Source organism: Sulfidibacter corallicola (genome assembly GCF_017498545.1).
Classification (GTDB): Bacteria; Acidobacteriota; Holophagae; order Acanthopleuribacterales; family Acanthopleuribacteraceae; genus Sulfidibacter; species Sulfidibacter corallicola.
This window is the reverse complement of the sequence record NZ_CP071793.1, coordinates 11,606,085-11,629,717: the sequence shown is the minus strand read 5'-3', so window position 1 is coordinate 11,629,717 and position 23,633 is coordinate 11,606,085. Positions and strand designations below refer to the sequence as shown.

Sequence of the window (23,633 nt, the reverse complement as noted above, 5' to 3'; positions counted from 1 at the left end):
CAAAAGCTGAGATCAGGTCAGGGGTAATGTCATACCTCCAATCTTGACCAGATGACGTTCTTCAGATCCAGATACCGTAATCATTGAACAAGTAGGGTATATTGGCCATATCAAGATGGGACCGAATCCAAGAGTCATATTCATCGAAAGCGAGCCATTGAAAAATTTCCTCTTCTACAGATTTTCATTCATTTCCTCACAGATTGTAAATGTCGCCCCATGAAAAAAATCAAATATGCAACAGATCGTTTACTAGGGAGGTTTGCTCCCTGAGTCGGTCAGAGAAGTCGTTTAAAGTAGGTTTCATAGTTTACAAATTTAGCCAGTATAAAAAAGCCTAGTAGCAATTTTGGAATCATTGCCCCAAAAGAGGGGCGAACTAAAATTGCCTCCATCGGAGATCAGCAAGAGGCTCGAGCTGACGACCATTTTGGATCACGGTGGTACCACCGGAAGCGAGGAATCTATAGCAAGCCTTGCCGCAATCCAGAACAGCACAGCCGCCGGCAGGAATCGTAACCACAGCACCATCTATGGTTCGGATGGTGCTCACTTGAGCAGACGCGTTTTTCCAGAATGTCCAATCGGAGAAATACCGAACACAATAGTTTCGTTCGGTCATGTAAATCCAACGATTCAAGGGCAGTGGTTGTACCGCAAGCGTACTCACTTCGTCCTTAGGGTAGCAATGTCGGCAGCTATTGAAGATCAGGAGTTTGCGACGAAGTGAGGCTTCGTCTGTAACCATGGTCAAAAAATCCATCATAATACATCAAAATCCACTCGGAGACATGTCTCCATTGAATTCGGTTGATTCTAAAATTTGTGAATCAAGAATAAGATATACTGTTCATCGGGTCATGATTGGTTGATAAGAAAGTAAATATTCATCATCAACCGCGGGTTTATACCCCCGGTTGTGATGATGAGTCAGCTTGATTTCCATTTTGAGCTTCAGGCTCCTTGCGATATTTCTTTCTCAAGTCGTGCGTCTCTTTGATCCTCATAAGACCATGACGGTACGCATCTTTGAGAGCCGTTCGTCCGGCAGGAGTGATTGATTTTATTTTTATCTTGTCCTTGTGAGCACTGGTCTCGTAGTGTCGATCCTCAAGTCGCAAAAAGACACTATCCAGTTCGTAGAGATAGCGACCCACGCCAAACTGAACAGCCGCGCGCTTGAGGGCGCTTGAGAACGCCCCTTTGAGGGGTTCAGTCTCGGTAAAGGGAGCGCCGTCTTCCCGAAACGCGTGTCGATCCGGATTTGTAGGGTCTATGGCCGTTAGGCGGCACCGCAAACCATTGCTGCATTCGGCAAACGCGGTCGACCATCCGAGTGGTCAAAACACCTGGTCCAAGCGATGCATGATCACGCGAGATGCGACATAGGGCACCATGCGTGCCCAGCTTCCATTCTTGGCAATCGATTGTGTTCGCCATTCTATCTCTTCGAAATGGAATGGTTTCTGGAGTTCGGAAAAAATATTAGATATCATAGTAAAACTAATAATTATATAAAAAATAGTTGAAATGAGATTATCTATAGCATCATACATCTTCCTTTTATCTGTCGTTGAATCACAGAAATGGGCGCCTGTTTGAAATATTTGTCGCGATCGATCAACAGCTCTCGATGATCGCGGCATGCCTCCAAATCTTCCAGTGCAAATGAACCCCACTCGACCTCGATGCCGTCCACAAGTCCAAAGAACACCTCGGCTTCTTCATCGAATGAAATGGGATACCAGCTCCAACGGTTAAACGGAGTAAAGAACCTACACACCACGATGGGATCGTCCACGTCTTCTTGACGCCCCAATCTCCTGAAATCCTTCAGGATTTTTTTGGTCATTAGCTTTTTCATAGCGAAAAAGTAAAAAGGTAAAACGTCTTGAGTGAATCTCTCTCAAGACAGCCACCAAACACCGAGAGCGAAGCGGCAATGCGCGCAGTGTCAGAGAGGACCAAGGCAGAATAGCGTTGGTTTGCGCGTCCTGCGGAAAAACGACCGTTCATCATCTGGCTACCCAATTAAGAATCCGCAGCTGACGCGCTCCAGCGATCTGTGCCGACTCCTCTTGACACCAGCGATGCGAGGTACAATTGGTGGGTATTGAGAGAGAAACACAGGTTCCGACGGGCAAATACGATCGGAAGAGATGGGCTCGGACAACGAGCCCCCAAAGAAGGGGGAGCCCGTCTGGCGTCAACCCATACCGTCGTCTAGATTTGTTGAGTTCGCTGCCGGTATCGCAAAAAAAGGGGCTAAAGGCCCCCTTCTGTTTGTTGGTCCCCTGACATGAGTCGATGTTTGGCCTTTTGAAAATAGCCTGCATCAAGCTCGATTCCCACATAGCGGCGTTCCAGTTTCGCGGCAGCATGCGCGGTACTTCCCGAACCCATAAAGGGATCGAGAACAACTTGCCCTGGGCGGGAATATGCTCTAATCAGCGGGGTGAGCGATTCCAGCGGCTTCTGGGTCGGATGCAGCTTGTTGCCGGTGTAGCGCCACGGTTGAACGTCCGAGATCAATTCCTCCGGCTTCGCTGGGGAGCCCTTCGCCAGCAAATACGCCGATTCGTGACAATACCGTACGAACTTGCCGCCGGAAGCGTACTTTTTAGAGAAAACAAAGTGACCCACCGGGGTGAATCCGCACGCACGCCAGATCGGCAAGAACACATCAATCTTGTTCCAGCCATAAAAGCTGATGCAATACCGATTCGGTTTGAGTACTCGGGCAACTTCCTTGAAAGCAGGCTTCACCCAAGCGCTGTCACGATCATTGGCGATGGATCGTCCCGTTCGATCGCGATAGTTGACCAGGTAGGGAGGATCGGTAAGCACAAGGTCGATCGAATCATCCGGAAACTTCTTGAGAACCTCGATGCAATCTCCATTGTAGATTGCCCCATTTTGGTTGATAGAGTAAGCCATAGTTGATAAGTGAAAAATTAAAAGAGACCCGAAGGTCTCCTATTGAACCTGAATATCGATCGCGACCATCCAGCCTTTTCGTATCTCCTGAAAGGAGATGTCTATAAGGCGCCTTTCTTTCCTCCCATCGAGGATAAAATAGTGGCACAAGGGTACCGTAGTTGGAGTCACCGAAGCTCTTGTCGCGTCACCCTTCTGGCATCATCCTCATATCCTATATGTACGGACGTGTTGCGCTTGTGGGGATTGTCTCATTGTCCGCCAATTTTTTCCCAACGGTTTTGGTAAAAATCGGTCAGCCAGTAGGGCATATCATGATCACGAGTATTGATTGCATATTCTTGATATCAAGGATTCAATACGCCGGTCCACATTCCGCCTACCGTTAATCACCTGGCCTTACCATACTTCCATAAGCAATAATCGTCAGATAGTATGTGGAGACCCATAAAGGCAACCGTTCGAGCCGTGAAGGAGCAGTCCGCTTCAGTATAAGCAAAGCAGAGTCGATGCTCCACTTGATCAGAAAATGGTAACATAAGCATGTTGGTAAAGAATAATAGGTCTAATTATCACAATTAGACGCTTACCAAACACCGAGAGCGAAGCGGCAATGCGCGCAGTGTCAAAGAGGACCAAGGCAGAATAGCGTTGGCTTGCGCGTCCTGCGGAAAACGACCGTTCATCACCTGGCGACCCAATTAAGAATCCGCAGCTGACGCGCTCCACCGATCTGTGCCGACTCCTCTTGACACCAGCGATGCGAGGTATACTGGGAAGCGTTGAGTGTGATACCTCACTTCCGAATGGCGCAGAGCTTAACCGATTTTCATACCTGGTCGGGCTTGAAAATACACGAAAAAGAAATAAAATAGAACTCATCCAGGTTTGTTTCTCTGAAGGTGTTTTATAACTGAATTAATTATGCATACTATTGAATACATATGGAACTTGATCGATTGAGAAGTAATCTGTGATGTCATAGATTCTTCTGGTAAAGTAGTATATACCGAAGTTTTTGTGTCGGATTGGGAACATAAAGATGACATCGAATGGACTCTCCTGTCAGCTGCTTACAGTAAAGGATTTGAAGTGACTTCAATCAAAGGTTTTTCTTAATATTCCCCACTTTGATCAAGAAGGCTTAATATTTTCAAGCGAACCATTGATAAAATCTGAGAAAAGATATCTATCGTTTACTTGTAAAAGTGCGGGAGGCCTCAGAATGACCCTCGTGCTTTAGAAAAAACCAGAGATAGAAAATCAAGAACATTTAATTGAAAATGGCAAAAAATCACCACGAGGAATCCCCAAATAAATCAAAACAATGATCAATGCTTTTGTTTTATTTACGAAGTAACACAACTTGCCCGTAAAAAGACTCCAGCCGAATCCTTTCCAATAATCCAAAAAGGCAAATGTTTTTTATTGTCCAAAATAATAAGCATGGGTAACGACCTCGAAACCATAAGGTAATTGTGGTACCGCCATCGAGCTACCTCGATAAGCCAGCCTATGTGAACCAGTCGGACTTCTTCAGGAAGGTCTTGGCCCTCCTCAGTTGATAGAAAATTGACGTATTCTTTCGTGAAATCGGCGACGGGCTTCAAAATTTCGAAGCTCAACCACCCCGGCCTGTCGACCGCCATTTCGTGATCCCGTAAATATCCCGAAATGTGTTCCTTGGCTCGGTCGACGGAAAGGTTGAAAATTTCTCGATTGGGGCGATGCCGGTACTCGGAGAGCAGGTCATGTACTTCTCGCTCAACCAGGCGACTGTCCCATACAGGCCAGGCTCCTTCTACTGAAAACGGATCTTTGACGTCGGGACGACTTGATTCTTCTTTGGCGCGATCCTCAGGCCTTCGGCCGCGTGCGTGGACCTCGCCAATCTCTACGGAGTCGGGATACGCTGGGTTGGAGAGCACATAAATCCACTGGACGTCTTCATAACGGGTGTCAAGGATCGATTCGAACATTACTCACCTCTGGTAATTCGGCTGTGGCTAGTGAGTCCCATCAGACACAGGATCTTGCCAGGTGTGAAGGACACCATCGCAGGCAGGACTATACCTAGCCGGATTGTCGATCAAGATGCTCGAAAGGTCTTTGAGAGGGTTTATCAATTTGGCGAAAATGGATCATATTTAGGGCCATTCTGACTGCTAGAGAGCAAGGGACCACTCGACCGCGGTGGATCGAGTCGTAAAAACTTTCGCCCTCCCCCCCCTCCCTGGGCAAAAACGGCAGCCACTCCAGGACATGAATATTTCTTGAAATTCAAATCCCAAAGCAAGGTGATTAAGATAACCTCTGCGCCTTTGAGATCTGCTTTACTTTTTCGGAGCTCAAGTTTATTATGTAAGCTAACGCATTCGTCAAGGAGATTGCTTTGAGGGAGCGGTATTTCAACATTTTCAAAGATCAGGATGCTTGGATCGCAGAAATAGATGAAGTTGGCACTCCGCCAGCATATGTTACCGCAATAGGGAGAAGCAGGAAAAACCCATTATATCTTTAGCAAGTGGCTCTAGGCTAAGTAAAGATGATGTAGGTTTTGTATTATCCAAACTTTCATTTAGATAATAATACAATGCTTATGCATGTGTTACTGTGTATCCACGGAGTATAGCATTTTAATTTCATACAAATTGTTGCCTGAATTTGTCGCTAAGCAATCCGAATTAACATCTGAGTTTTTTCTCTTTGGAATGCATGATAACTAATGCTATTTAACATATTGCTTACGATTTTAAAGTTTTAAGATGCGATGTTCCTTTTATCTTCGTCTGCATGCGACGCCCTTGGGTTTTCATTTTACATAGTTCTGTCGTCTGTTTGGAAAATTCTTTTAATACACTAAAATTAATCAAGGAAATTTACTTAGCCCTGATAACTGATAATTTGTTTCTAGGTTTGTAGGGGATATCAAAATACTAATTTAATTAAAACACCTTATAAGGCTAACGCTTCAACTACAATTACCAACTCTCTAATCACGGAGAAACTATGGCTCAATCTCCAGAACTTTCTGGTGGCGAAGGTTTTACGTTTGAAGGTAACGTCGCCGCTTTTTACCTCACTGCTCTACTCGCTGAGGCGAGTGCACCGGGTATAAAGGATCGAGTAGTTGCCAATGTATCTGTGCAACAGCGTGATTTTGGTGAGCAACTTGATGATATAATAGTCGACTTTAAAGATACCAACCATAATAACGCGCGACTCAGTCTTCAAGTCAAGCGTTCGCTCATAATTAGTAAAGCAAAAACCAATACTGACTTTCGTGAAATTATCCGCGATAGTTGGGCGACATTTCGAAAAGCCGATTTTTGCAAATATGTCGACCGATATGGAGCCGTTGTTGGTACGGTGACCCCCGCAAAAGAGCGAGCAATGAACACCCTTTGTGGATGGGCTCGCGAAAGCTTGACAACGAAACATTTCGAAGACCGTTTTGCTAAAGACGGTAATTCCAATAAAGACATCCGGACTGCTAAAAGCGATATAACTTCCCTTCTTAACGAAATGAGTGAGGTGGTGTGTACCCAGGAAGATGTTCACCAATTTCTTGCCCACTTTGTACTCATCTCTTTTCCCGTTCATTCAGAAGGAGTTGTAAATACTTCTGAAGCAATAAATCATATTCGGAATTGCCTTGATCCCAATCAATCCCAGAAGGCACCCTTGGTCTGGTCCAAAATGGTTCAGTTAGCTCGGGAATCAGCGGGAAAAGCGGTCAATTTGACCGGGCTCGACTGGTATGCTTAATTGAGCCGATTGCACGCCTCCGTGGCGCACCTTCCTTCCAACAAGACCTAAGTAAACTGTCAGAACTCGCAAGATGCTATGCGAATCTTATCCCCGATGATGTTGGTGGGACAAAACTAGACCGAAAGTCGCTTTTTGAGAAGTTAGATACCTCCCTCACCAAGGCCCGCGTTATCCAGATTCGTGGTCTACCAGGAAGCGGAAAATCAGTAGTAATGAAGCGAGCTGTGCAGCGTGCCTTGAAGTCAGGACCCGTTCTCTTTCTGAAGGCCGAGCAACTAGAAGGCAATAGCTGGATCAGTTTCGCCACAACACAGGGGCTTTCAGGCGTGCCTGTGGAACACTTTCTTGTGGAGGTCGGTGCTGTAGGAACTCCCCTGCTGTTTATCGATGCGATAGACCGCGTACAGAAGGCTCACCAACCCATCGTTCTTGACTTGATTCGCGCGATACTTGAGTCCCCACTTCTGATAAATTGGCGAATCGTTTTCTCTCTTCGAGACAGTGAGATTGGATGTCTGAAAATTTGGCTAGGCCATATACTCACCAAGGGAATCTCGGTCGAGACGCTTCGAGTTGACCAGTTGAACGATGATGAAGCCAAGGAATTGGCAAAAGCAAAACCACATTTGAGGCCACTATTGTTCGGATCGCCACAGGTTCAAAGAATTGTCCGTCGACCTTTTTTTGCAAAGGTACTCAATCAAAGCCATTTGGCTGATCCAGAAGTACCAACAATTTCCCCTCAATCGGAACTCGATTTAATTGAGAACTGGTGGCTCAGAGGAGGGTACGACGAGACTGGCCAGAATGCGATTGAACGGCAGTGTCAACTTCTTGAGCTCGCTTCCACTTGTTCACAAAACTTGAGTAAACCAATACATCTAAGCCAATTATCCTCAGTTGCACGTATTGATGAATTAAGAGCAGACGGCATACTTCAAAGTGTTCGAAATGGTATATCTGTTCGCTTTGCCCACGATATTTTTTTTGAGTGGACTTTTTTCTATGTTCTCGCAGACAGGGGCTCAGATTGGATCAGTGAAATCAAAAACGCTGGTGAGCCTCCAGTTGTTGGACGCGTCGTTGAACTTGTTTCTCAGTGGGAGTATGTAAACGGGAGCGATTGGGAAACACATTTGGCTGGAGTTCAAGATGCCAATCTAAGATCACAGTGGCTTCGTGCATGGCTATTTGGCCCACTTGGAAATGCAAAATTTGAAGCTAAAGAAACACTGTTTCAAAAGGTTGTTTTTGCTGATAATTTTCGAATCTTGGAGAAATTGCTAGTTTGGTTTCAGGCAGAGAAAACTTCACCAAATCCCCACATTCAGATTTTCGATCTTGCCCTGGAAAACCACCCTTGGTTCGCCGAATATCTCGGATGGCCCTCCGATTTCTGGGCATGGCGTCGCCTCATTGATTTCCTTTTACGTCATATTTCCGACATCTCATCAAAGCTTTACCCGAACATTTTGACAATTTTTGAGGTTTGGGAGAATGCTCTTTCCGGTACTCCGAATTCGACATCCAGGGCTTTTCTAAGGCAATGTGCCGATTGGCTAAGCGATCTTGAGTCCAGAAACTCACACGATGTACTTGAGCAGAGTTCGGGCATTTTTGCGGAAGTTCCCGATACTTGCATCTTTCAAAAATCTTTGGTGCAGCTTCTTTTGCGATCCTCTCTCGCTGAACCGACATCTGCTGCCGACTACCTCCGGCGAGTTATATCATCAAACCGCATTGACGACGATACATTTAGAACTATCATTACTTTCTCTCCCATCCTCGCGCAGACGTTGCCAAAGCTAGTTGTGGAGCTTTCCCTTGCTTACCTCCGCCAGGAACTTCCGGATGAGAGACAAGCCCGTAAAGATCAACGGCATCGTGCAAACCTGGCTTGGCGCGAGGCGGTTCTTGCCAAACCGGAGTCCGAGCGAACCCCTCAAGAACGAATGATTCTTGAAAACGGAATGCCACTTGGTGTCGACGTATCCAGTTTTTGGGACAACAAGGGTCACTCAATCCGCGAAAGCTTTAAATGCTTCGTTCCTCAATCGGCGCTTCGGGAGCCCTTTTTTTCGCTTTTCCAGTCATCGCCAGACCAGGCGTTACGACTCCTTACAGAACTGTGCAATCACGCGATTGATGCATGGAGACAACAACATCGATATTCTCGAGATAGTTTCGGTACCCCCATACCGCTAGAACTAACCTTTCCCTGGGGGGTTCAAACGTTTTGGGGTACTGATCGTGAATACCTTTGGTTCCGATCAACTTGTGCGCCCCAAGCTTTAGGTTGTGGTTTTATGGCGCTTGAGGAATGGTGTTTTGCCGAACTTAAGCAGGGAAAGCCCGTAGATGAGTTGATTCAGAAAATACTTGATGGGAACAAGTGTGTGGCCATCTTGGGTGTTGCGTCGATGCTTGCTCTTCATACTGAGCGAGTCTCCGAAGTAACGTTTCCGCTCGTCACTTCACAGCGTCTGCTCGGTGCAGATCAAAACCGACGCATCCAGGAAATGTCGATTTCTCCTTCCAACCTTATAGGCTTCGAGCCTCCGGCGGATATGGCACACTTTAAGGCCATCCAAACAGCCAATTCCAGAAAAGTTCGCCAAATTGACCTTTCCTGGTTGGTGTCATTATTTATCTTTTCGAATCAGCCAATTGGTGACCGCACCAGAAAGGCACTTTTGGATTTTAAAAATTTTTTGCCGTATCAATACGAAGAACATCGTACCAATCAGGAAAAGAAGAGCCACCTCACTGCTCAAGCTAACAGATTTTCTGAATTAGCAGACCCCCAAAATTACCAGGTTTCCCATCCGGAAGGATGCTCGGGCCCGGTCTCCTTGATTCATGTCAGCCCCTCTGCAGCTGAACCTGAGATCGTTGCCAAAATAGACGCGGTGTCAAAAGAGCTGATCCAAATCAAGCTTTGCCTCTGGGCGATGGACTCTTTTAAAGAGAAGATCCTAGGCGACACATTCAAGATGCCAGATGCAATTGCCTTGGCTAGAGAAATCGATGTCCATAATTTGTTCGAGGAGAAAGCAAACGAAATCGATGAAGAATTCTTGGGTGTGTGTCGGGGGGCGGTCGCCTCTATCGGAGCTATGGTGCTTCACTTTCGGGTAGGTCGATCCCAAGGAGAATTAGAATGGGCTCGCGATGTAATAATGCGTGCGATTCGGTTGCCTGAAAAGATCGGCCCTAGATGGATGCCAAATTCTCCAACCTCATGGCACCATGCGATTTATGTAGCACGTGGTATTTCAGCCGAAATTCAGGAAGAAACAGCTCTCAGTGACGCAGGGCGGCACCTTCTTGGGCTGATTGCCCATCCACTTGAGATCGTCTCAACTGTTGCCCTCGAAGAAACTTGCAGACTTTGGGAAAAGGATCCCAAACTGACTTGGTCCGCCTTATTCTTGGCGTTATCCCTCTGTCACATTCAGAAACGACCATACGATCAGGTCCGCGGCCATAATGAGCCACTTCACTCGCCAAATGAGGTGCAAGTCTTGTTTCACACAGCGCTTGATTTCTACGTGAATGGAAGCGAGTGGCCATCGCTTCCATTGCCACCGCCGGCCTGGGTAAAGGTTGATTCAAGGAAGAAAAATGAGCAACAAGATAACAATGGGCACCCTAGCGCCATAGACTCAATGAATATAACTGGGGAATGGAGAGATTCTGACACCCGTTGGCACAGGACCCATGCTGCTAGAATTCTCCGTCACATTCCCTTTGAATCCATTTTGAAGAGCAAAGCAAAAAACTCCATTTTGGATTTTCTTTCAGGTATTCTCGATTGGACAATACGGAAAAAATCTCCTCCCTGGATGGAACCCGGCTTGCAAAACGTTCTATCACCTCGGTCTTTTGAGTGGGAGAATACACTCAGCGCGAATCTCGGGTATGTGGCGGGATTTCTCCCGTTCGACGATTTGAGTGCGCGTTTTTTAGAGCCGATTTTGAAGCTTAGGGATGATGATTGCTGGGATCTCCTGTCGCAATTTTTGAGCAACTACGTTTGTTGCTTTCTTTATGATTCGCCGGTAGTTCCTCCCGACTTGGTCCTCACCCTTCAGCACTGCCTTGAACGAATACTTCAAGCTCCATATTTTAAGCATGATGCGCACCAGGGAGGTCAATTCTTTGGTTCTCATTTACGCGACCTGACGTATACCTTAATGTTTGTTTCTGTACCACACAGTGACCATGCCGTCCGTTATGTCAATGGTGACTGGTCCGAAATTGATCGAATCCTTCCGATTATTGATCGTTTAGTACGTGCTGGCGGATTTGCTCTCCCCGTTATGGACTCATTCTTAACGCTTTGTGAACGAGCAAGAGAACGCTATCCGGCCAATATCTTTGCGGATCAAGTTCTCTCCATAATAGACAAAAATCCCGTGAACTCTGTCGAGCATGACACGGTTGTCCTGGCGCGAATTGCAGAACTGGTACAGCACTTTGTGCATCGTGATGCTCCGATGGAATTGAATTTGGCTCAAAAGTATCTGAGCATTCTTGACATACTTGTTGACATGGGTGACCGACGGAGCGCGGCACTCCAACTGAGTGAAGCATTTCGCGAAGTTCGACGACCCTCCTAAATCATGGCCTAGAGTCGGGGGTCGATTTCGTTTCTTTTGCCCGGATTAGGAGAATCTTTGGTTCCCGGAAACTCTGATTTTTCCGGCTCTCCCAAAAAACGCTCCCGTTTCCTGCCAACTTATGAGAATATACAAGGGCGTGAAGTGGTCTATTTAAGGTCTTGAGCCCGTTTTTTAGGGTTATTTTTCCAGCACGCGGCAATAAGAAAACGCATACAAGTCCTCTGTGAGCTCCTGAGCTCCGGGACGCCCCATCTCTTTGGAGGTTCTCTTGGTACCATTGTGTTCCATCCGCACCTTACTGGTGTTGTTCTGCACCTTGACAGTCGGAGCATTCCCGCTCCAATCTTTCGCCCAATCTTCCGGAAAACAGGCTAATGAGCTTCCCTGTGCCACCTGTACCGGCGGGAATGTCCTGCTTGGTCAGTCCGCAACGCTCTCGGTCGATGCGGCGACAGGTGCGTTTTCCGTCCCGATTGACCTCCAAGAGTACGTTACCTATCTTCCCCCCTCGCTCAGTGATCCGGGCCGCGTGATTTTGGGTAAACCCACCATTGACCACGTCTCCGCGAGACGAGGTCGTCGATGGTAAGGTAGCGGAACTGGACGCGGCGATCGTGTTCTCTTAGATGAGGTCGCAGTGTTCACGTTGATTGGCAAACGCTATGGGAAGCTGGAAGCCGCGGCAATTGCGAATCCGCAACACCGTTTCTCGGATATAGTCTTTCGGGTTGACCCCGCACATCGCGCACGAAACGCAAATGGTGTACAGAATCGCTGTCACACGCGCACCCTCTTTCGAGGGGTTGAACATGAAGTTCTTTCTACCCAGTACGATCTGGCGTAGGGCGTTTTCGGCGGGATTGTTGTCCAGTGGCAGCTCCGGGTCATCCAGGAACGCCGTCAACCCTTTCCAGTTGTCGTTCATATAGGCCAGGGCCTGGCCCATTTTAGATTTCGGCAGGCAGGTCTGACTTTTTCGCCACGCATCGATGGCCTTGATGATGGGTTCGCAAAGACGGCGACGTTGCTTGGCCGTCTGAAGTGCTCCGGCGCGAAACCCTCGATCCAGGCGGTATAGATCGGCAACCAGATCCAAGAAGACCTCGACAGCCGGGTAGTATTCGCGGATGTCATAAAAGCGCCGGCGGGTGTGCGCCCAGCACTGCACGCGTAGGAGTTCGTTTTCTGAAACCAACGCGTTGTACCCCGCATAATCATCGGCGACCAGAGCCCCGGCGGCACCGCCCATGACGCGCCGTGGTACCTCGCCGGAGCGCGTGTCCTCGATCGTGAAAAACGCGTGGTTCTGATTGCGGAACAGCCAGACGTATTGGGTCTTGTTGTCGACCCCTTCGATGATCCGCCATCGCGTTTCGTCTGCATGCCTCAAGAATCCTGACTCGATGTCGCGACGAATCGCCTCATAGACGTCGCTCAACACGTCGGCGACATGCCGCGACTGGTTCCACATGGTACTGGTCGCTATGGCGAACCCATCGCGGGCAAAAGCCCGAGCGAGTCGCTCGAACGGCATGTGATCATGATATTTGCGGACGCAGATCTCGGCGGCAAGGTCGATTCCGTATTGACCCTTGTCGACCAGGGTGGTGCGGCCCGGTGCGGTGAGGATGGTGCCGCAAGGCCCGCTGTATTTCCAGCGGCGCACTCGGCGAACGATGAACTGAGCGGGTTTGTAATCGAGCTGATAGGTCACTTCGGCCTGACCCATGGGCTTCAAGGGTTGCGCACATCCGCAAGGGCAAGGGCTGTCGGCAGGTGCCTCTGCGGGAAGGTCGCAAGGGCTGCTGGACAGCGTGTAATCTTCGGTTTCGACAGGGAGCTCGTCGCTGTGTTTACGGCGACCTGAATTTGGGGGCTTTTTGCGCGACCTTTTGGAGGGCGACTTAGCTTTGGGCGAAGAGTCGGCACTATCGGAATGGGGATGGGGCTCGGCGGAACGGCCGTACAGCTTATCCTTCAGGATTTCGTTCTCATGTTCCCGCGCCACCAACCACTCGGCGACCTCTTCCAGAAGACCGGTTTCCCCGTCGTAGCCGGTGGCCTTGGCCAACTTCTTTTGCAGGCGAACCACCTCGGATTCGAGGCTGCGCACCACTTTCTTGGCGAGTTCGGGTTGTTTGGCGACAAAGTCGAGAACGTTCTCTTTGATCATAAGGCAATACTACCGCATGATCGAATTCATTAAAATAGGTAAATCATGCAATATCCATTAATTCACATTTTTTCTATATCTCAAACTCCGGAGGCGTCAATGGCAACTTCCCTTTGAGTTCTGCTCCCTCGATTAACAATCTCAACTCCATCGTCGAGAGTCGCTGCGGCTGATCGGGATCCCAAAGATTCGTGAACTGTCCCGTTTCCAGACGCTTGTAGAGAAGACACAGCCCGGTTCCATCCCAGTAGAGCGCCTTCACGCGATCGCGCCGTTTGTTCATGAACACAAAGACATGGCCACCCAGAGGATCGTTGCCGATCACGTGGCGGCACAGGGCGGCGAGCCCGTCGTGGCTTTTTCTCATGTCGGTGGGTTGGTTATAGACGTGGACGTCGACACGGCTATCCCAGACCATGGCCGTTTTCCAGCATGCGAATGAGCCGCGCGATCTGCTTCAACGGCATGGTGCGTTCGACGTGAACCACGGTGCCGCGCCGAGTACGGATGCTCAGGTGGCTTTCACGGTTCTTTTCCGGTTTCGGCTCATGTTCCAGGGGAAGCGCCACTTTGATAAACCCTGGCTCTGTTGTCTTCGGAACCAAACGTAATTTTCCCATCTTGCCCTCCGATCATTTTCATATCGAAGGGTACCCAGACTGCGCCAGCCACACGACCTGTGGTCAATGGTGGGCTTACAATTAATCTGCACCCTTCCTATGTGCATTTTGGCCAAGAATTCCGCCAGAAATATTGACTATTTCCTCTTCAACGCTCTAAATCCGGCTCATCATGTCCCAAATCTCGGTGTTTTTGATCGTCGCCTAGGTGTTGTTGCGGACCAAGCTGTAGCATCGGCTCTTTATCAAAATGAAAAATCCGCTTCGAATCCGGCCACACCTCACGAAGCTTTGCATGATTGTCAGGAACCGATTCTAGAATGCGCGTCTCGCCACTTTTTATTAAAGCGGGAGCCTCCTTTTTAAATTGCTCCTCAGTCATGCCGCGCACCTGCCTTGCAATTCCGGTAAGCTGTTCGGAAATCACGGATCTAAAGGTAATGTCCATCCCCACCATGCGCCCTTCCACGGTTTTTGGCGTCAGCCGCGAGCCGTCCGGCCGCCGGTTTTCACACAAACGGTCAAAGGAAGCCATGTCTACTTCGCCCTTAAGCCCAAGCGTGTCGGCCAGGTGGCCAAACCACTGCCCCACCATTTCCTGGTCGTAGTAATCTGCCCCTCGGTAATACCTCTTGGCCGAATCTGCACTATAACAGGGCGTAAAATTCACCGTCATACCCGTCCCCACTCGCTTTTAGCGCACACAGCAAAGCATGCGCTAACTTCGCTGAATAAAGCCCTTAAGCCCAATCAGCACGATTCAGGATGAATAGTGACGAAACAAACCGTACAAAACGAGGCTGAGGGCGAACTCTGGCCGCCCTGCAAAACAGCTTGGCCGTTTGGCGAAAAGCCGATGGCCGGAACGCGAAATCAGGTGAGAATCTAGACAAACAAACAGCATATTCGCGACAGATTATCCAAACATAGTTTTCTGGATAAGAAACTTTATAGGCCAGAACTGGCTTAGGTTTAGAGATTACCTTGTTAAGAAAACGAACCATTTCTGTCTGCCGCAATGTGTAAGCTTTATTCTAGACCGTCAGTGCCGAACGTGAGAAAATATGGATTCACCCCAACCTGACGCCGAACTGCCCGATGGCCTGACGTCAGGCTGGAGTACCCATTAATCTTGGATATACCGATGCCAAAAATATACTTAGTTATTGTAGTTTTCTCTCTGGCCGGAACTGTCTTTATGTCGGTTTTGAGCTTTACTCGAAGCAGAAACCTCAAGCTCTTGAGCTTGAATCTATTCATCATATTGCTTGCTGCGGCCTGTGTATGGCGACTTTTTGGCCGTTCCCAACCTGTTTCGAAAGGTGAGGAAGATTTAGGGTATGTAGTGGCCTTATATATTTGTATGTTGCTTGGCATGTTCTCCAGTTTTGTTTTTCAGCGTTTCCAAAAGTCAAAAAAGAAACGACCTGCATTTGATTGGTCCAGTTTTCTTTCACCGATATTCGTTTCCCCTCTTGTATTCATTCCCCTATTAGGCGCATTACAAAACGCCAATATCGATTTGGCCAATCTAGATGCTGCCCGTTTGATGGTTTTTTTTGTCGCATTTGAGAATGGATTTTTATGGAAAGAATTTTTCGAAAAACGAACCAAACAGAAAAGAGATAAAAATGATTAAAATGTGGCTAATAATTTTTACACCTGTATTGCTCTATGGACAAGATGTCAAAACAGAGAAAATGGATTATGGCGTTGTTCGCTACTATCGTGAGGGCGAATCGAAGCCTTGGTTTTTCCGACAAATTGAGTCAGCGTACAATGTCGCTGTAGGGAAACACCTTCCCTTTAAAAGAAGTATTGGCTTCTTAGTAGGCGTTAGTATATATCAAAATATCTCACCACAATTACCATCTGTAAATAATGATCTTGAGCAAATGAAGGAATTCTTACTTAAAGAAGGTGGATTTGATGAACTATTTATTGTAAAGGATGAATACGTCAATCGAGATCTGTTGGAGAGATATTTTAAAGATGTATTACCTAAATACTTAAAAGAAGGTGATCGCCTCCTTTTTTATTTTTCCGGACATGGAGCTGACGATGCAGGTCATACTGGCTATATGCAGTTTAGTGGAGCAAAGAAAGGTCAATTTTGGGGTTCCCAGGTACTAGAACTTAAAAGCATTTATGCTTGGAGCAAAAATCTAAAAAAGGCTAGTCATCAACTTTTAATCTTTGATTGCTGTGCTTCTGGACTTGCAATTTCAGCTAAATCTGGATCTGAGGACTGTAAAAGTGCAGTATTGGGGGCCTTAAGCGGAAAAACTAGCCGTGCAATTATGACAGCTGGGACTGCCAATCAAAAAACGTATGTGCTCAGGGATAGAGGAGAACGCGGATATAGTATTTTTACCAGAGCTTTTTTAAACTCCTTTCGCAATTTGCCTAAACCATCTAATCAATGTACAATGCTTTCAACTTACGAAATATTTGGGTACATACAAAAACAAGTTGCGAATTTTTCAGTAAACAATGATCGACGTGTTACACCCAAACTCTGGGCTGATCCGCAATATGAAGGTGCATTTATCTTCACCCGGCCTGAAGATAAGAACCTCACACTCTCTCTTGATGAAGCGGAGGCGCTCGGCATTATCTCTAAATCAGACCATCCATTGATCTCAACAGCACAAATATCTATTTATAAGGAAGGTATAGGTATCACCTACCCTGATGATGGTAAGTTTATCAATTTTTTAGATGAAAATCTTGGATCTGTTATTCGAATTTTATCTGTTCTAGATATGAGTCTTTCTTCTGAAGAAAGTTTCAAGGTAGCTGAATCTTTTGGAATAGATAATTTTCGAGACAATCCTGGGATTCAAATCCCAATTGATACGTATATAGATGACGGTGTTGAGAAATATTTGAAATTTAATTTTCTGAATGGAAGAAAGCTTCCCCTTTCTGGTGGAGGCACCGGGGTTGTTCAATTTCCGATTGTAGGCTATTTTATGGCAACAAAAACCCACCACGGTGGGCCTGGTATTGTTTACCACATCAATGAAATAAATCCTTTAGCAAACTCTAAGGAAAGTATTTCATTTGATCAGCACAAGGAAATATCTAAGTTAGATAGCAAAAATCGACGTATATGGAGCAATCCCCCTCATTTCCTTTTCATCGAATCTCTACCAGCCTTTAGACAAACTGCTTACAAAGAAGCTCATAAGGGATGGGACACGGGCGTTACCGCAAAAATGAATCAAGCAAATCATGATCTGATAAATTTTCTAGAGTATTCTTGGTTGCGTCTTGCGGAATTTTATCCAGAAAACCATTTTGGCGAAGAAGGCGCTGAATCATATATTTCCAGTTTTATAAAAAGCAGATTCAATTATCACTGGAAAAAATTCGAAGTGGGAGTAAATGGTGGAACGATAATCGGAACTATGGTGGGTGGTGATGTAATCAGCGATATGGAAGAGATGATTTTAGACTCAGTTTTCGCGATTTCAATGAACCTTGAAAAAAAAGAATTTGACTTTCTCCAATGGAAAGGGCGGTGGCAGGAAGATCACAGTAAGAAAAAATAGAGATCTATTGTGCGAAGCAAGAAATAACGCTGTCAAACCAGGTACACCTTATTCTTACACTTTAAGAAGAATACAGCCACCGGCCATATCGTGATCTTGTTCAGCAAACGGTCGCGAACCGGGAGGATCGTGGTCAGTTACGCACCACCATCTTGTTATCTAGTCTTACATGGAGTATACATGAATGACAAATCGACACCATTGAGTAAGCCGAAAGCCAAAAGTGAAGTAGGCATTAATGAGCACTATCGAGATTGGCCCGACATAAATACATGTACTTGTGAGAGTGTGTGCAAAAAATTCGATGTATGCTCTAATGTCACGAGTTTTACACCTACCCCTTCTTTAACCATACCTTGCCGTGCAGTTGTCCGAATTGCGGCCACCATTCCAGGTTCTCGGTGTTTCCTAATCACCACCAAGCCCCTTTTTCTTTTAAACCTAAAGATTGGGCACTGTTAGCCAGCATTGAAGCCTTTGAGATCCGCGAAACACGAGTGGACACCAAACAGCATATTTGTCAAAAAGTGGCCAATCTTGCTTATGCCTGCGGCACTGAAGTGCCTTACAGCCGAAATTCTCTTTGAAACTCTAAAACCACCTGAAGAATACGAGAAAGCCCACTATCTCTATTTGTGTGCTTGTTTGTGGCCTGCACTGTCTAAAACGGCATCAAAAGAGGCACTTCACGCGCTTAATTACGCACTGATCGAAGCCATACACTTAAACCAACGTACTGCTAAAGAGGAGGGGCTAGCATGATGCACATCAACGTTATCGCCATTACCGGCAAAACCTACCCCGCCCGGCGCGCATTAAAACGTGCTGTCGGGGGGCCACGCTTCACCCATTTTGAGAAAGAGCCGGAACCCACCTGGTATGTCCCAATTGAAAAGCTTGAGGCTATCAGCGAAGTGGTGGAACAATACGGGTTGGATGCGGAACAAACCACCCTCACGGTGGAAGAGAACCCATTCCGCGAGCTTGAGCGCGAAGAGATTCGCCAACGCCGAGCAGAGAACAACACACGCAAGGCCGAACGCTTAGAATCGCGCGCCGCATCCAAACGCGGCAAGGCCTCTAACTTGTGCCCATCCGGAAAGGGAAGACTCATCACTTCGGAGATGGTTCACCTGGATGGGCACGCCTTCAGGTTTCAGGCGTCAGGTATCAGCAAGACACTTGTTTACAGGTAATTAGTTGAGACCTGACACCTGGCTGCTGATACCAGTTCGCAATGAGCAGGGGGCTAAATCAGAGGACCTATTTTGAAAAACCCCTGTTTCAGGATGGGCACTAACTTAGAGAACCACGCAAGAACCGGCAGCAATAACCACGACTATGCCTTTTGGACTCAGCCGGCCATGACCCACACTAGCCGCGGCCGAGCATTTGAGAACCACCGAAATCGCGTTCGCGCCAAGATGGACCAAGCCGCAGAACACCGGCAAGAGGCCGCTGCACTCGAAAGCCGCGCCCAGAGTCTTCGCCAAACTCCGCGCGTCAAGGGTGATGCCGAGCGCGAATATCAAGCCCTTCGCATTGAGCGAGACAACACCATTTCAGTCGGTTCCCCGGTACTTCGCCACGGTTGGGCGGTTGGCAAAGGCTACGTGGTGAAAGTGAATAAAAAAAGCTATACCACCGAGTGGGAAGACGGCAGCACCCACGCCGTTGATAAAATCTACGTGCAATACGACCCCAGCCGCCAACCGCGCGAGGCTTCTAAACCCTACCCCTTTAAAAAGGTGATGTGGTGGCCATTGTTCCATTTGGCAATCACCGCACCATCGGCCACATTTTGCGCGTCAATCGAAACAGCGTCAGCTACCGCCATTGGTGCAAATACCAGGATGACTGGAACACTGACAAGGCCGCACGCAACACTGTTGACGCTTTCCTAAACGAACCCGGGTTTTGCTCGGTACAGGACCCTGGGTCCGTCTGCTGAGCAGGGTGCTCAAAACCTGACCCGGCATCGGCGCAGTCAGGTCGAACATATGAAAATGCCAGCTTACCGAAACCCGGGAGCTCAGGCATGGCCAAACAAAGGTGTCGTGGATGTCGATGCTACTTCCGTCGACGTCCCCAAAACGCCAATCAACGCTTCTGCAGCAAGCCAGAATGTCAGCGTCAACGCAAATCCTTGTGGCAGAAGGAAAAACGCAAGTCAGATCCTGACTACCGGGCCAATGATCGCGAAAGTCAACGCGTGTGGCGGGCTCGAAACCCCGACTACTGGCGCCGCCGCCCACCCCGGAAGCGCCCTCCGGCGAAGTTTGCACCAGTCCCCAAGCCGCGTAAACCAACCCAAGCAGGCCGACCATCTCATCGCGATCGCAATGAGGACGCGTCAACACAGCAACTCACTGTGAATATTCAGGTTCTGGGACAGCAGGGCGACAGAATGCGCGTCAATGAGGACGTGTCGAGATGCCAACCTGCTGAAAGTGAACATCTTATACGGATCCACGTGAGCGGTATGGCAGCGGTCAATGAGGATGCGTGACTGCATGAATTCACCGCTATTACCGGATGTTGATCGACCAGCAACACGCCGGTGTCAATGAGGACTCGTGCCCATCCTCCGCCGCACCGTTTAGGCTGGGACGCATGACTGCCACCAAACCCCTTCACCGCGCATTGGAAGTCCATCAACTCCAACGACCCTTCGGCCATCACCGAATCTTCGATGGTGCCGCCATCGATGCACTTGCTCGCGATCTCGATCGCCGAGGCCAACTTGTACCGGTCTCGGTGGCTCGAGGCGCCGACGGCCAACTGGTGCTGTTGGACGGCTACCGTCGGTTGGCGGCACTCGACAAGCTGCGTCGTGACACGGTGCAGTGCGAAATCTGGCCGGGAGACCCGACTCAGGGTCTCCTGACCCTGCTGGCACGGATGGGCGGCCGTTGCTGGGACGCACTCGAAGAAGGCCTGACCCTGCGCTATCTCCACGAAGAACGGGGCATGACGGCTGAAGCGATCGCGCAGCAATCCGGCCGCAGTCAGAGTTGGGTGCGGAGTCGGTTGCGGTTGGTCTCGGAGGTGCCCGAGGAAGGCCGCACGGCGGTGATGCAGGGACGGCTTTCTCCCTGGGTCGCCGTTCGGGTGATGGCGCCGTTGGCCCGAGCCCATCCAGCGCATGCTCGCCAAGTCATTGAAGCGACGGCCAAGCATGGGCTCAGTAGCCGCGAGTGGCGTGATTGGTTCGATGCCTACCAAGGAGCCAATCAGGTGGTGCGACAGCGTTTGGTCGACCAGCCGCGACTGTGGATCGAAGCCAAGCGAGAACACGCGCTGGCTCGTAAAAGTCGCGAACTCGCCGAGGGACCCGAGGGCAAGTGGCGGACAACCTGTCGCCGTCTCACAAGTGGACTTCGGAGTCTGCGTCAGCAGCTTCCGATTCTGTGCCAGGGTCTGGATGACGCGGGTTGGGCCGCCGTGATGCGCGATGTCGCGAAGGTGACGCGGGAATGGGAGGCATTGCAGAAACAACTGGAAAGGAGACAGCACGATGTTGTCAAAGTTGTCACAACCCATTCAGGAACAGATCAAGAAACTGCACCAACAGGCCACGCCATTACGAGAAATCAGCCGGCAGACGGGTGTCTCGCGCAATGCGATTCGGCGCCTGATCCGGCGCCAGAAGGAAGAGGCGCCACCTCCGGCCACGAGTCGACTCCACCGCCACAGCGAGCTGATCCACGAAATCTTCTTGCGCTGTCGCGGCAACGGGACACGTGTCCACGAAATCCTCGAACAGGAACACGGGATTCGGGTCGCCTACAGCACCCTGACGCGGTTTCTCCGCGAGGTTCACCTGCGTAACCCGCCGATTTGCAAAGGGGTGTATACCTTCCAGCCTGGCGAGGAGATGCAGTTCGACACCTCGCCTCACCGAGTCCTCATCGATGGCCGCACCCAAACCCTGCAGTGTGCCGCCTTGGTCCTGGCCTACTCGCGCACGCTCTTCGCCGCCTACTATCGCCGATTTCGACGATTCGAGGCCAAATGCCTCCTGGCCAATGCGTTTCGCGATCTGGACGGTGCCGCGCGCACCTGTCTCATCGACAACACCTCGGTCGTCCTGGCCGCCGGCAGCGGCGCCAACGCGCAGATTTCGCCTGAAATGGCGGGCTTCGCCCGCGCCTACGGAGTCGCCTTCGCGGCCCATCGCATCAACCATCCCGAGCGCAAGGGGCGCGTCGAGAGGCCATTCCGTTACCTGGAAACCAACTTCCTGGCAGGACGTGCGTTTGCGTCGTTGCAGGACCTCAACGCCTCGGTTCGGGACTGGTGCGATCAGGTCGCCAATCGCAAGGTCAAACGGGTGCTCGGCATGTCCCCGCAGGCGGCCTACCTCATGGAGAAGCCCGCGCTTCGCGAGCTTCCGAAAGTATGCCCGCCGGTTTACGAGTCGCTGTTTCGGATGGTCGACACGACCGGTTACATTCACGTGGAGCGCAACCGCTATTCCGTGCCCGAACGGTTGGTGGGCAAGCGGTTGGAGGTGCACCGCACCCTCTCCGAACTGAAGGTGTATTTTCGCGGGGCGTTGGTCGCCGAACACGGTCTCTGCGAGAAGCGCGACCAGCGCATCACCTTGGACGCCCATCGCCAGCGACGCTTTCTCCGGGAATCGCGCCAAGGGACCTCGGCCCAGGAGGATCTTTTACGCGGTTGCAACCCACTCCTCGACACTTACCTCGACCGCTTGAAGACACGCGTGCCCGGCCGCGGCGTCCACGCCATGAAGCGCTTGTTGCATCTGGTTCGAACCTATCCCGAAGAGGCCTTCTTCACCGCCCTCCAGCACGCCCACCATTACGGGCTCTTCGATCTGCATCGATTGGAGAAGTTGGTTCTCGACGAAGTCGCCGGGGATTAATTTCAGCTTGCGGGCGAGGAGGATTTTCAATGAGGTTGAAGCTCAAGACGATCTTGGAAGATCTCAAGTTCCGGGGCATGGCTGCGGTATTGGATCGCGAACTCGACCGCGCCCAGGTCGAGGGCCTTCCCCTGGAGGATGTGCTGTACCAGTTGCTGTGCGAAGAGTCCCGCGCTCGCGCCGAGCGGGCCATGGCTTACCGAACACGCCAGGCCAAGCTGCCCCGGGACTGGGCGCTGGAGAGTTTCCCGTTTGACCTGCAGCCTGGGGTCGATCGCGCGCGCATCTATTCATTGGCGACCCTGGATTTCCTCAAACGGGCGCAGAACGTCGTATTCATCGGCACGCCGGGAACGGGCAAGACCGGTCTGGCGATTGGGTTGGCGCGCAAAGCGTTGCTCGACGGTTATCGGGTCCGTTTTTACAACGCCCAGGACATGCTCGACGATTTGTTCGCTTCTCTGGCGGACCGAAGTACCTCGCGGGTTTTGAAGTCGATGGCTTCCTACGACCTCTTGGTGATCGACGAGTTGGGTTATCTCTCGCTCAAGCCCGAACAGGTCAATGCCTTCTTCAAGTTGACCGAGATGCGTTACGGCAACAAGGCCACGATCATCACTACCAATCTCGATTACGAGAAGTGGTATCAGTTATTCAATCGCAAGCCCTTGGTAGATGCCTTGTTGGATCGACTCCGCCACCATTGCATCACGATCAAAATGAATGGGCCGTCGCTGCGAACCCCTCAGCATCCCCACCCAATCGAGGCGGCGGAAGCGGGAGGCGCTCATGACTGATCGTTCCAAGCCGGGACCCTCTGAACCGATTTGGATCATCTGGAACCTCCTCGAACAGTTGGAGGAAATCCACCGTTTGATCTGGGCGTTGTACGAGGAGCCGTTGATGGAACTGATGAACCTCCCCGAAGACCCAACTCAATTCACCGAATAATCCTCACGACAACACGATGAGAAACACAGGCCCCCACCATTGGGGGTCTTTTTTTATGCCCAGAGCCCGACTTCGAGTCAACTCAGCATGCGACATGTGCGCATCGCC

The 23,633-nt window shown here is 49.6% G+C and carries 17 protein-coding genes and 1 pseudogene; 10 read left to right on the top strand and 8 right to left on the bottom strand.

Annotation, left to right across the window (positions count from 1 at the left end):
- Nucleotides 1–905: 905 nt before the first annotated feature.
- The 4 genes from J3U87_RS35475 to J3U87_RS34395 form a co-directional block, all read right to left on the bottom strand.
- A complete protein-coding gene (locus J3U87_RS35475; protein WP_420038243.1) occupies nucleotides 906–1,298 on the bottom strand; it encodes a Rad52/Rad22 family DNA repair protein in 393 nt (130 codons plus the stop codon).
- 242 nt (nucleotides 1,299–1,540) lie between these two features.
- Nucleotides 1,541–1,852, bottom strand: a complete 312-nt coding sequence (locus J3U87_RS34405) for a DUF2958 domain-containing protein (protein WP_237380649.1) — start codon at nucleotides 1,850–1,852, stop codon at nucleotides 1,541–1,543.
- A 413-nt stretch (nucleotides 1,853–2,265) separates the two neighbouring features.
- A complete protein-coding gene (locus tag J3U87_RS34400; RefSeq protein WP_237380648.1) occupies nucleotides 2,266–2,937 on the bottom strand; it encodes a DNA methyltransferase in 672 nt (223 codons plus the stop codon).
- Nucleotides 2,938–4,286: 1,349 nt separating this feature from the next.
- Nucleotides 4,287–4,916, bottom strand: coding sequence for a GIY-YIG nuclease family protein (locus J3U87_RS34395; protein WP_237380645.1), 630 nt, complete (start codon nucleotides 4,914–4,916; stop codon nucleotides 4,287–4,289).
- 1,030 nt (nucleotides 4,917–5,946) lie between these two features.
- On the opposite strand from J3U87_RS34395, the gene J3U87_RS34390 reads away from it, so the two are divergent.
- Both J3U87_RS34390 and J3U87_RS34385 read left to right on the top strand, forming a co-directional pair.
- Nucleotides 5,947–6,705 carry a hypothetical protein gene (locus tag J3U87_RS34390; protein ID WP_237380644.1) on the top strand — a complete coding sequence of 253 codons (759 nt, stop codon included), beginning with the start codon at nucleotides 5,947–5,949 and terminating at the stop codon, nucleotides 6,703–6,705.
- 227 nt (nucleotides 6,706–6,932) lie between these two features.
- Complete coding sequence (locus tag J3U87_RS34385) at nucleotides 6,933–11,330, top strand: hypothetical protein (RefSeq protein WP_237380642.1); 4,398 nt, start codon at nucleotides 6,933–6,935, stop codon at nucleotides 11,328–11,330.
- A 625-nt stretch (nucleotides 11,331–11,955) separates the two neighbouring features.
- On the opposite strand, the gene tnpC is transcribed toward J3U87_RS34385, so the two are convergent.
- The 4 genes from tnpC to J3U87_RS34365 form a co-directional block, all read right to left on the bottom strand.
- Nucleotides 11,956–13,506, bottom strand: a complete 1,551-nt coding sequence (gene tnpC / locus J3U87_RS34380) for an IS66 family transposase (RefSeq protein WP_237380640.1) — start codon at nucleotides 13,504–13,506, stop codon at nucleotides 11,956–11,958.
- A 73-nt stretch (nucleotides 13,507–13,579) separates the two neighbouring features.
- Nucleotides 13,580–13,924, bottom strand: coding sequence for an IS66 family insertion sequence element accessory protein TnpB (gene tnpB / locus J3U87_RS34375; protein WP_237380638.1), 345 nt, complete (start codon nucleotides 13,922–13,924; stop codon nucleotides 13,580–13,582).
- Entirely contained in the window at nucleotides 13,911–14,126 is a 216-nt protein-coding gene (locus J3U87_RS34370; protein WP_237380636.1) for a hypothetical protein, read from the bottom strand. Before J3U87_RS34370 ends, tnpB begins: the two co-directional genes overlap by 14 nt.
- A gap of 148 nt (nucleotides 14,127–14,274) precedes the next feature.
- Nucleotides 14,275–14,802 (bottom strand): relaxase domain-containing protein, encoded by a 528-nt coding sequence (locus J3U87_RS34365; protein WP_237380634.1) that lies wholly within the window; start codon nucleotides 14,800–14,802, stop codon nucleotides 14,275–14,277.
- Between the two features lie 456 nt (nucleotides 14,803–15,258).
- On the opposite strand from J3U87_RS34365, the gene J3U87_RS34360 reads away from it, so the two are divergent.
- The 8 genes and pseudogenes from J3U87_RS34360 to J3U87_RS34325 all read left to right on the top strand — a co-directional run bounded on the left by J3U87_RS34360 (nucleotide 15,259) and on the right by J3U87_RS34325 (nucleotide 23,525).
- Nucleotides 15,259–15,765, top strand: coding sequence for a hypothetical protein (locus J3U87_RS34360; protein WP_237380632.1), 507 nt, complete (start codon nucleotides 15,259–15,261; stop codon nucleotides 15,763–15,765).
- The gene (locus J3U87_RS34355) at nucleotides 15,758–17,683 is read left to right on the top strand and encodes a caspase family protein (RefSeq protein WP_237380630.1); all 1,926 of its coding nucleotides are present in this window, start codon (nucleotides 15,758–15,760) and stop codon (nucleotides 17,681–17,683) included. The genes J3U87_RS34360 and J3U87_RS34355 overlap by 8 nt, the downstream gene beginning before the upstream one ends.
- 758 nt (nucleotides 17,684–18,441) lie before the next feature.
- Nucleotides 18,442–18,879 carry a hypothetical protein gene (locus J3U87_RS34350; protein WP_237380628.1) on the top strand — a complete coding sequence of 146 codons (438 nt, stop codon included), beginning with the start codon at nucleotides 18,442–18,444 and terminating at the stop codon, nucleotides 18,877–18,879.
- 72 nt (nucleotides 18,880–18,951) lie between these two features.
- On the top strand, nucleotides 18,952–19,587 hold the full coding sequence (locus J3U87_RS34345) for a hypothetical protein (RefSeq protein WP_237380626.1): 636 nt from the start codon (nucleotides 18,952–18,954) through the stop codon (nucleotides 19,585–19,587).
- Nucleotides 19,588–20,218: 631 nt separating this feature from the next.
- Nucleotides 20,219–20,833: pseudogene (locus tag J3U87_RS35525) on the top strand (ParB/RepB/Spo0J family partition protein); the annotation flags it as partial.
- Between the two features lie 367 nt (nucleotides 20,834–21,200).
- Nucleotides 21,201–22,574, top strand: coding sequence for an IS21 family transposase (gene istA / locus J3U87_RS34335; RefSeq protein ID WP_237380623.1), 1,374 nt, complete (start codon nucleotides 21,201–21,203; stop codon nucleotides 22,572–22,574).
- Nucleotides 22,575–22,603: 29 nt separating this feature from the next.
- Nucleotides 22,604–23,371 (top strand): IS21-like element helper ATPase IstB, encoded by a 768-nt coding sequence (gene istB, locus J3U87_RS34330; RefSeq protein ID WP_237380620.1) that lies wholly within the window; start codon nucleotides 22,604–22,606, stop codon nucleotides 23,369–23,371.
- Complete coding sequence (locus J3U87_RS34325; protein WP_237380618.1) at nucleotides 23,364–23,525, top strand: hypothetical protein; 162 nt, start codon at nucleotides 23,364–23,366, stop codon at nucleotides 23,523–23,525. The genes istB and J3U87_RS34325 overlap by 8 nt, the downstream gene beginning before the upstream one ends.
- Nucleotides 23,526–23,633 lie beyond the last annotated feature (108 nt).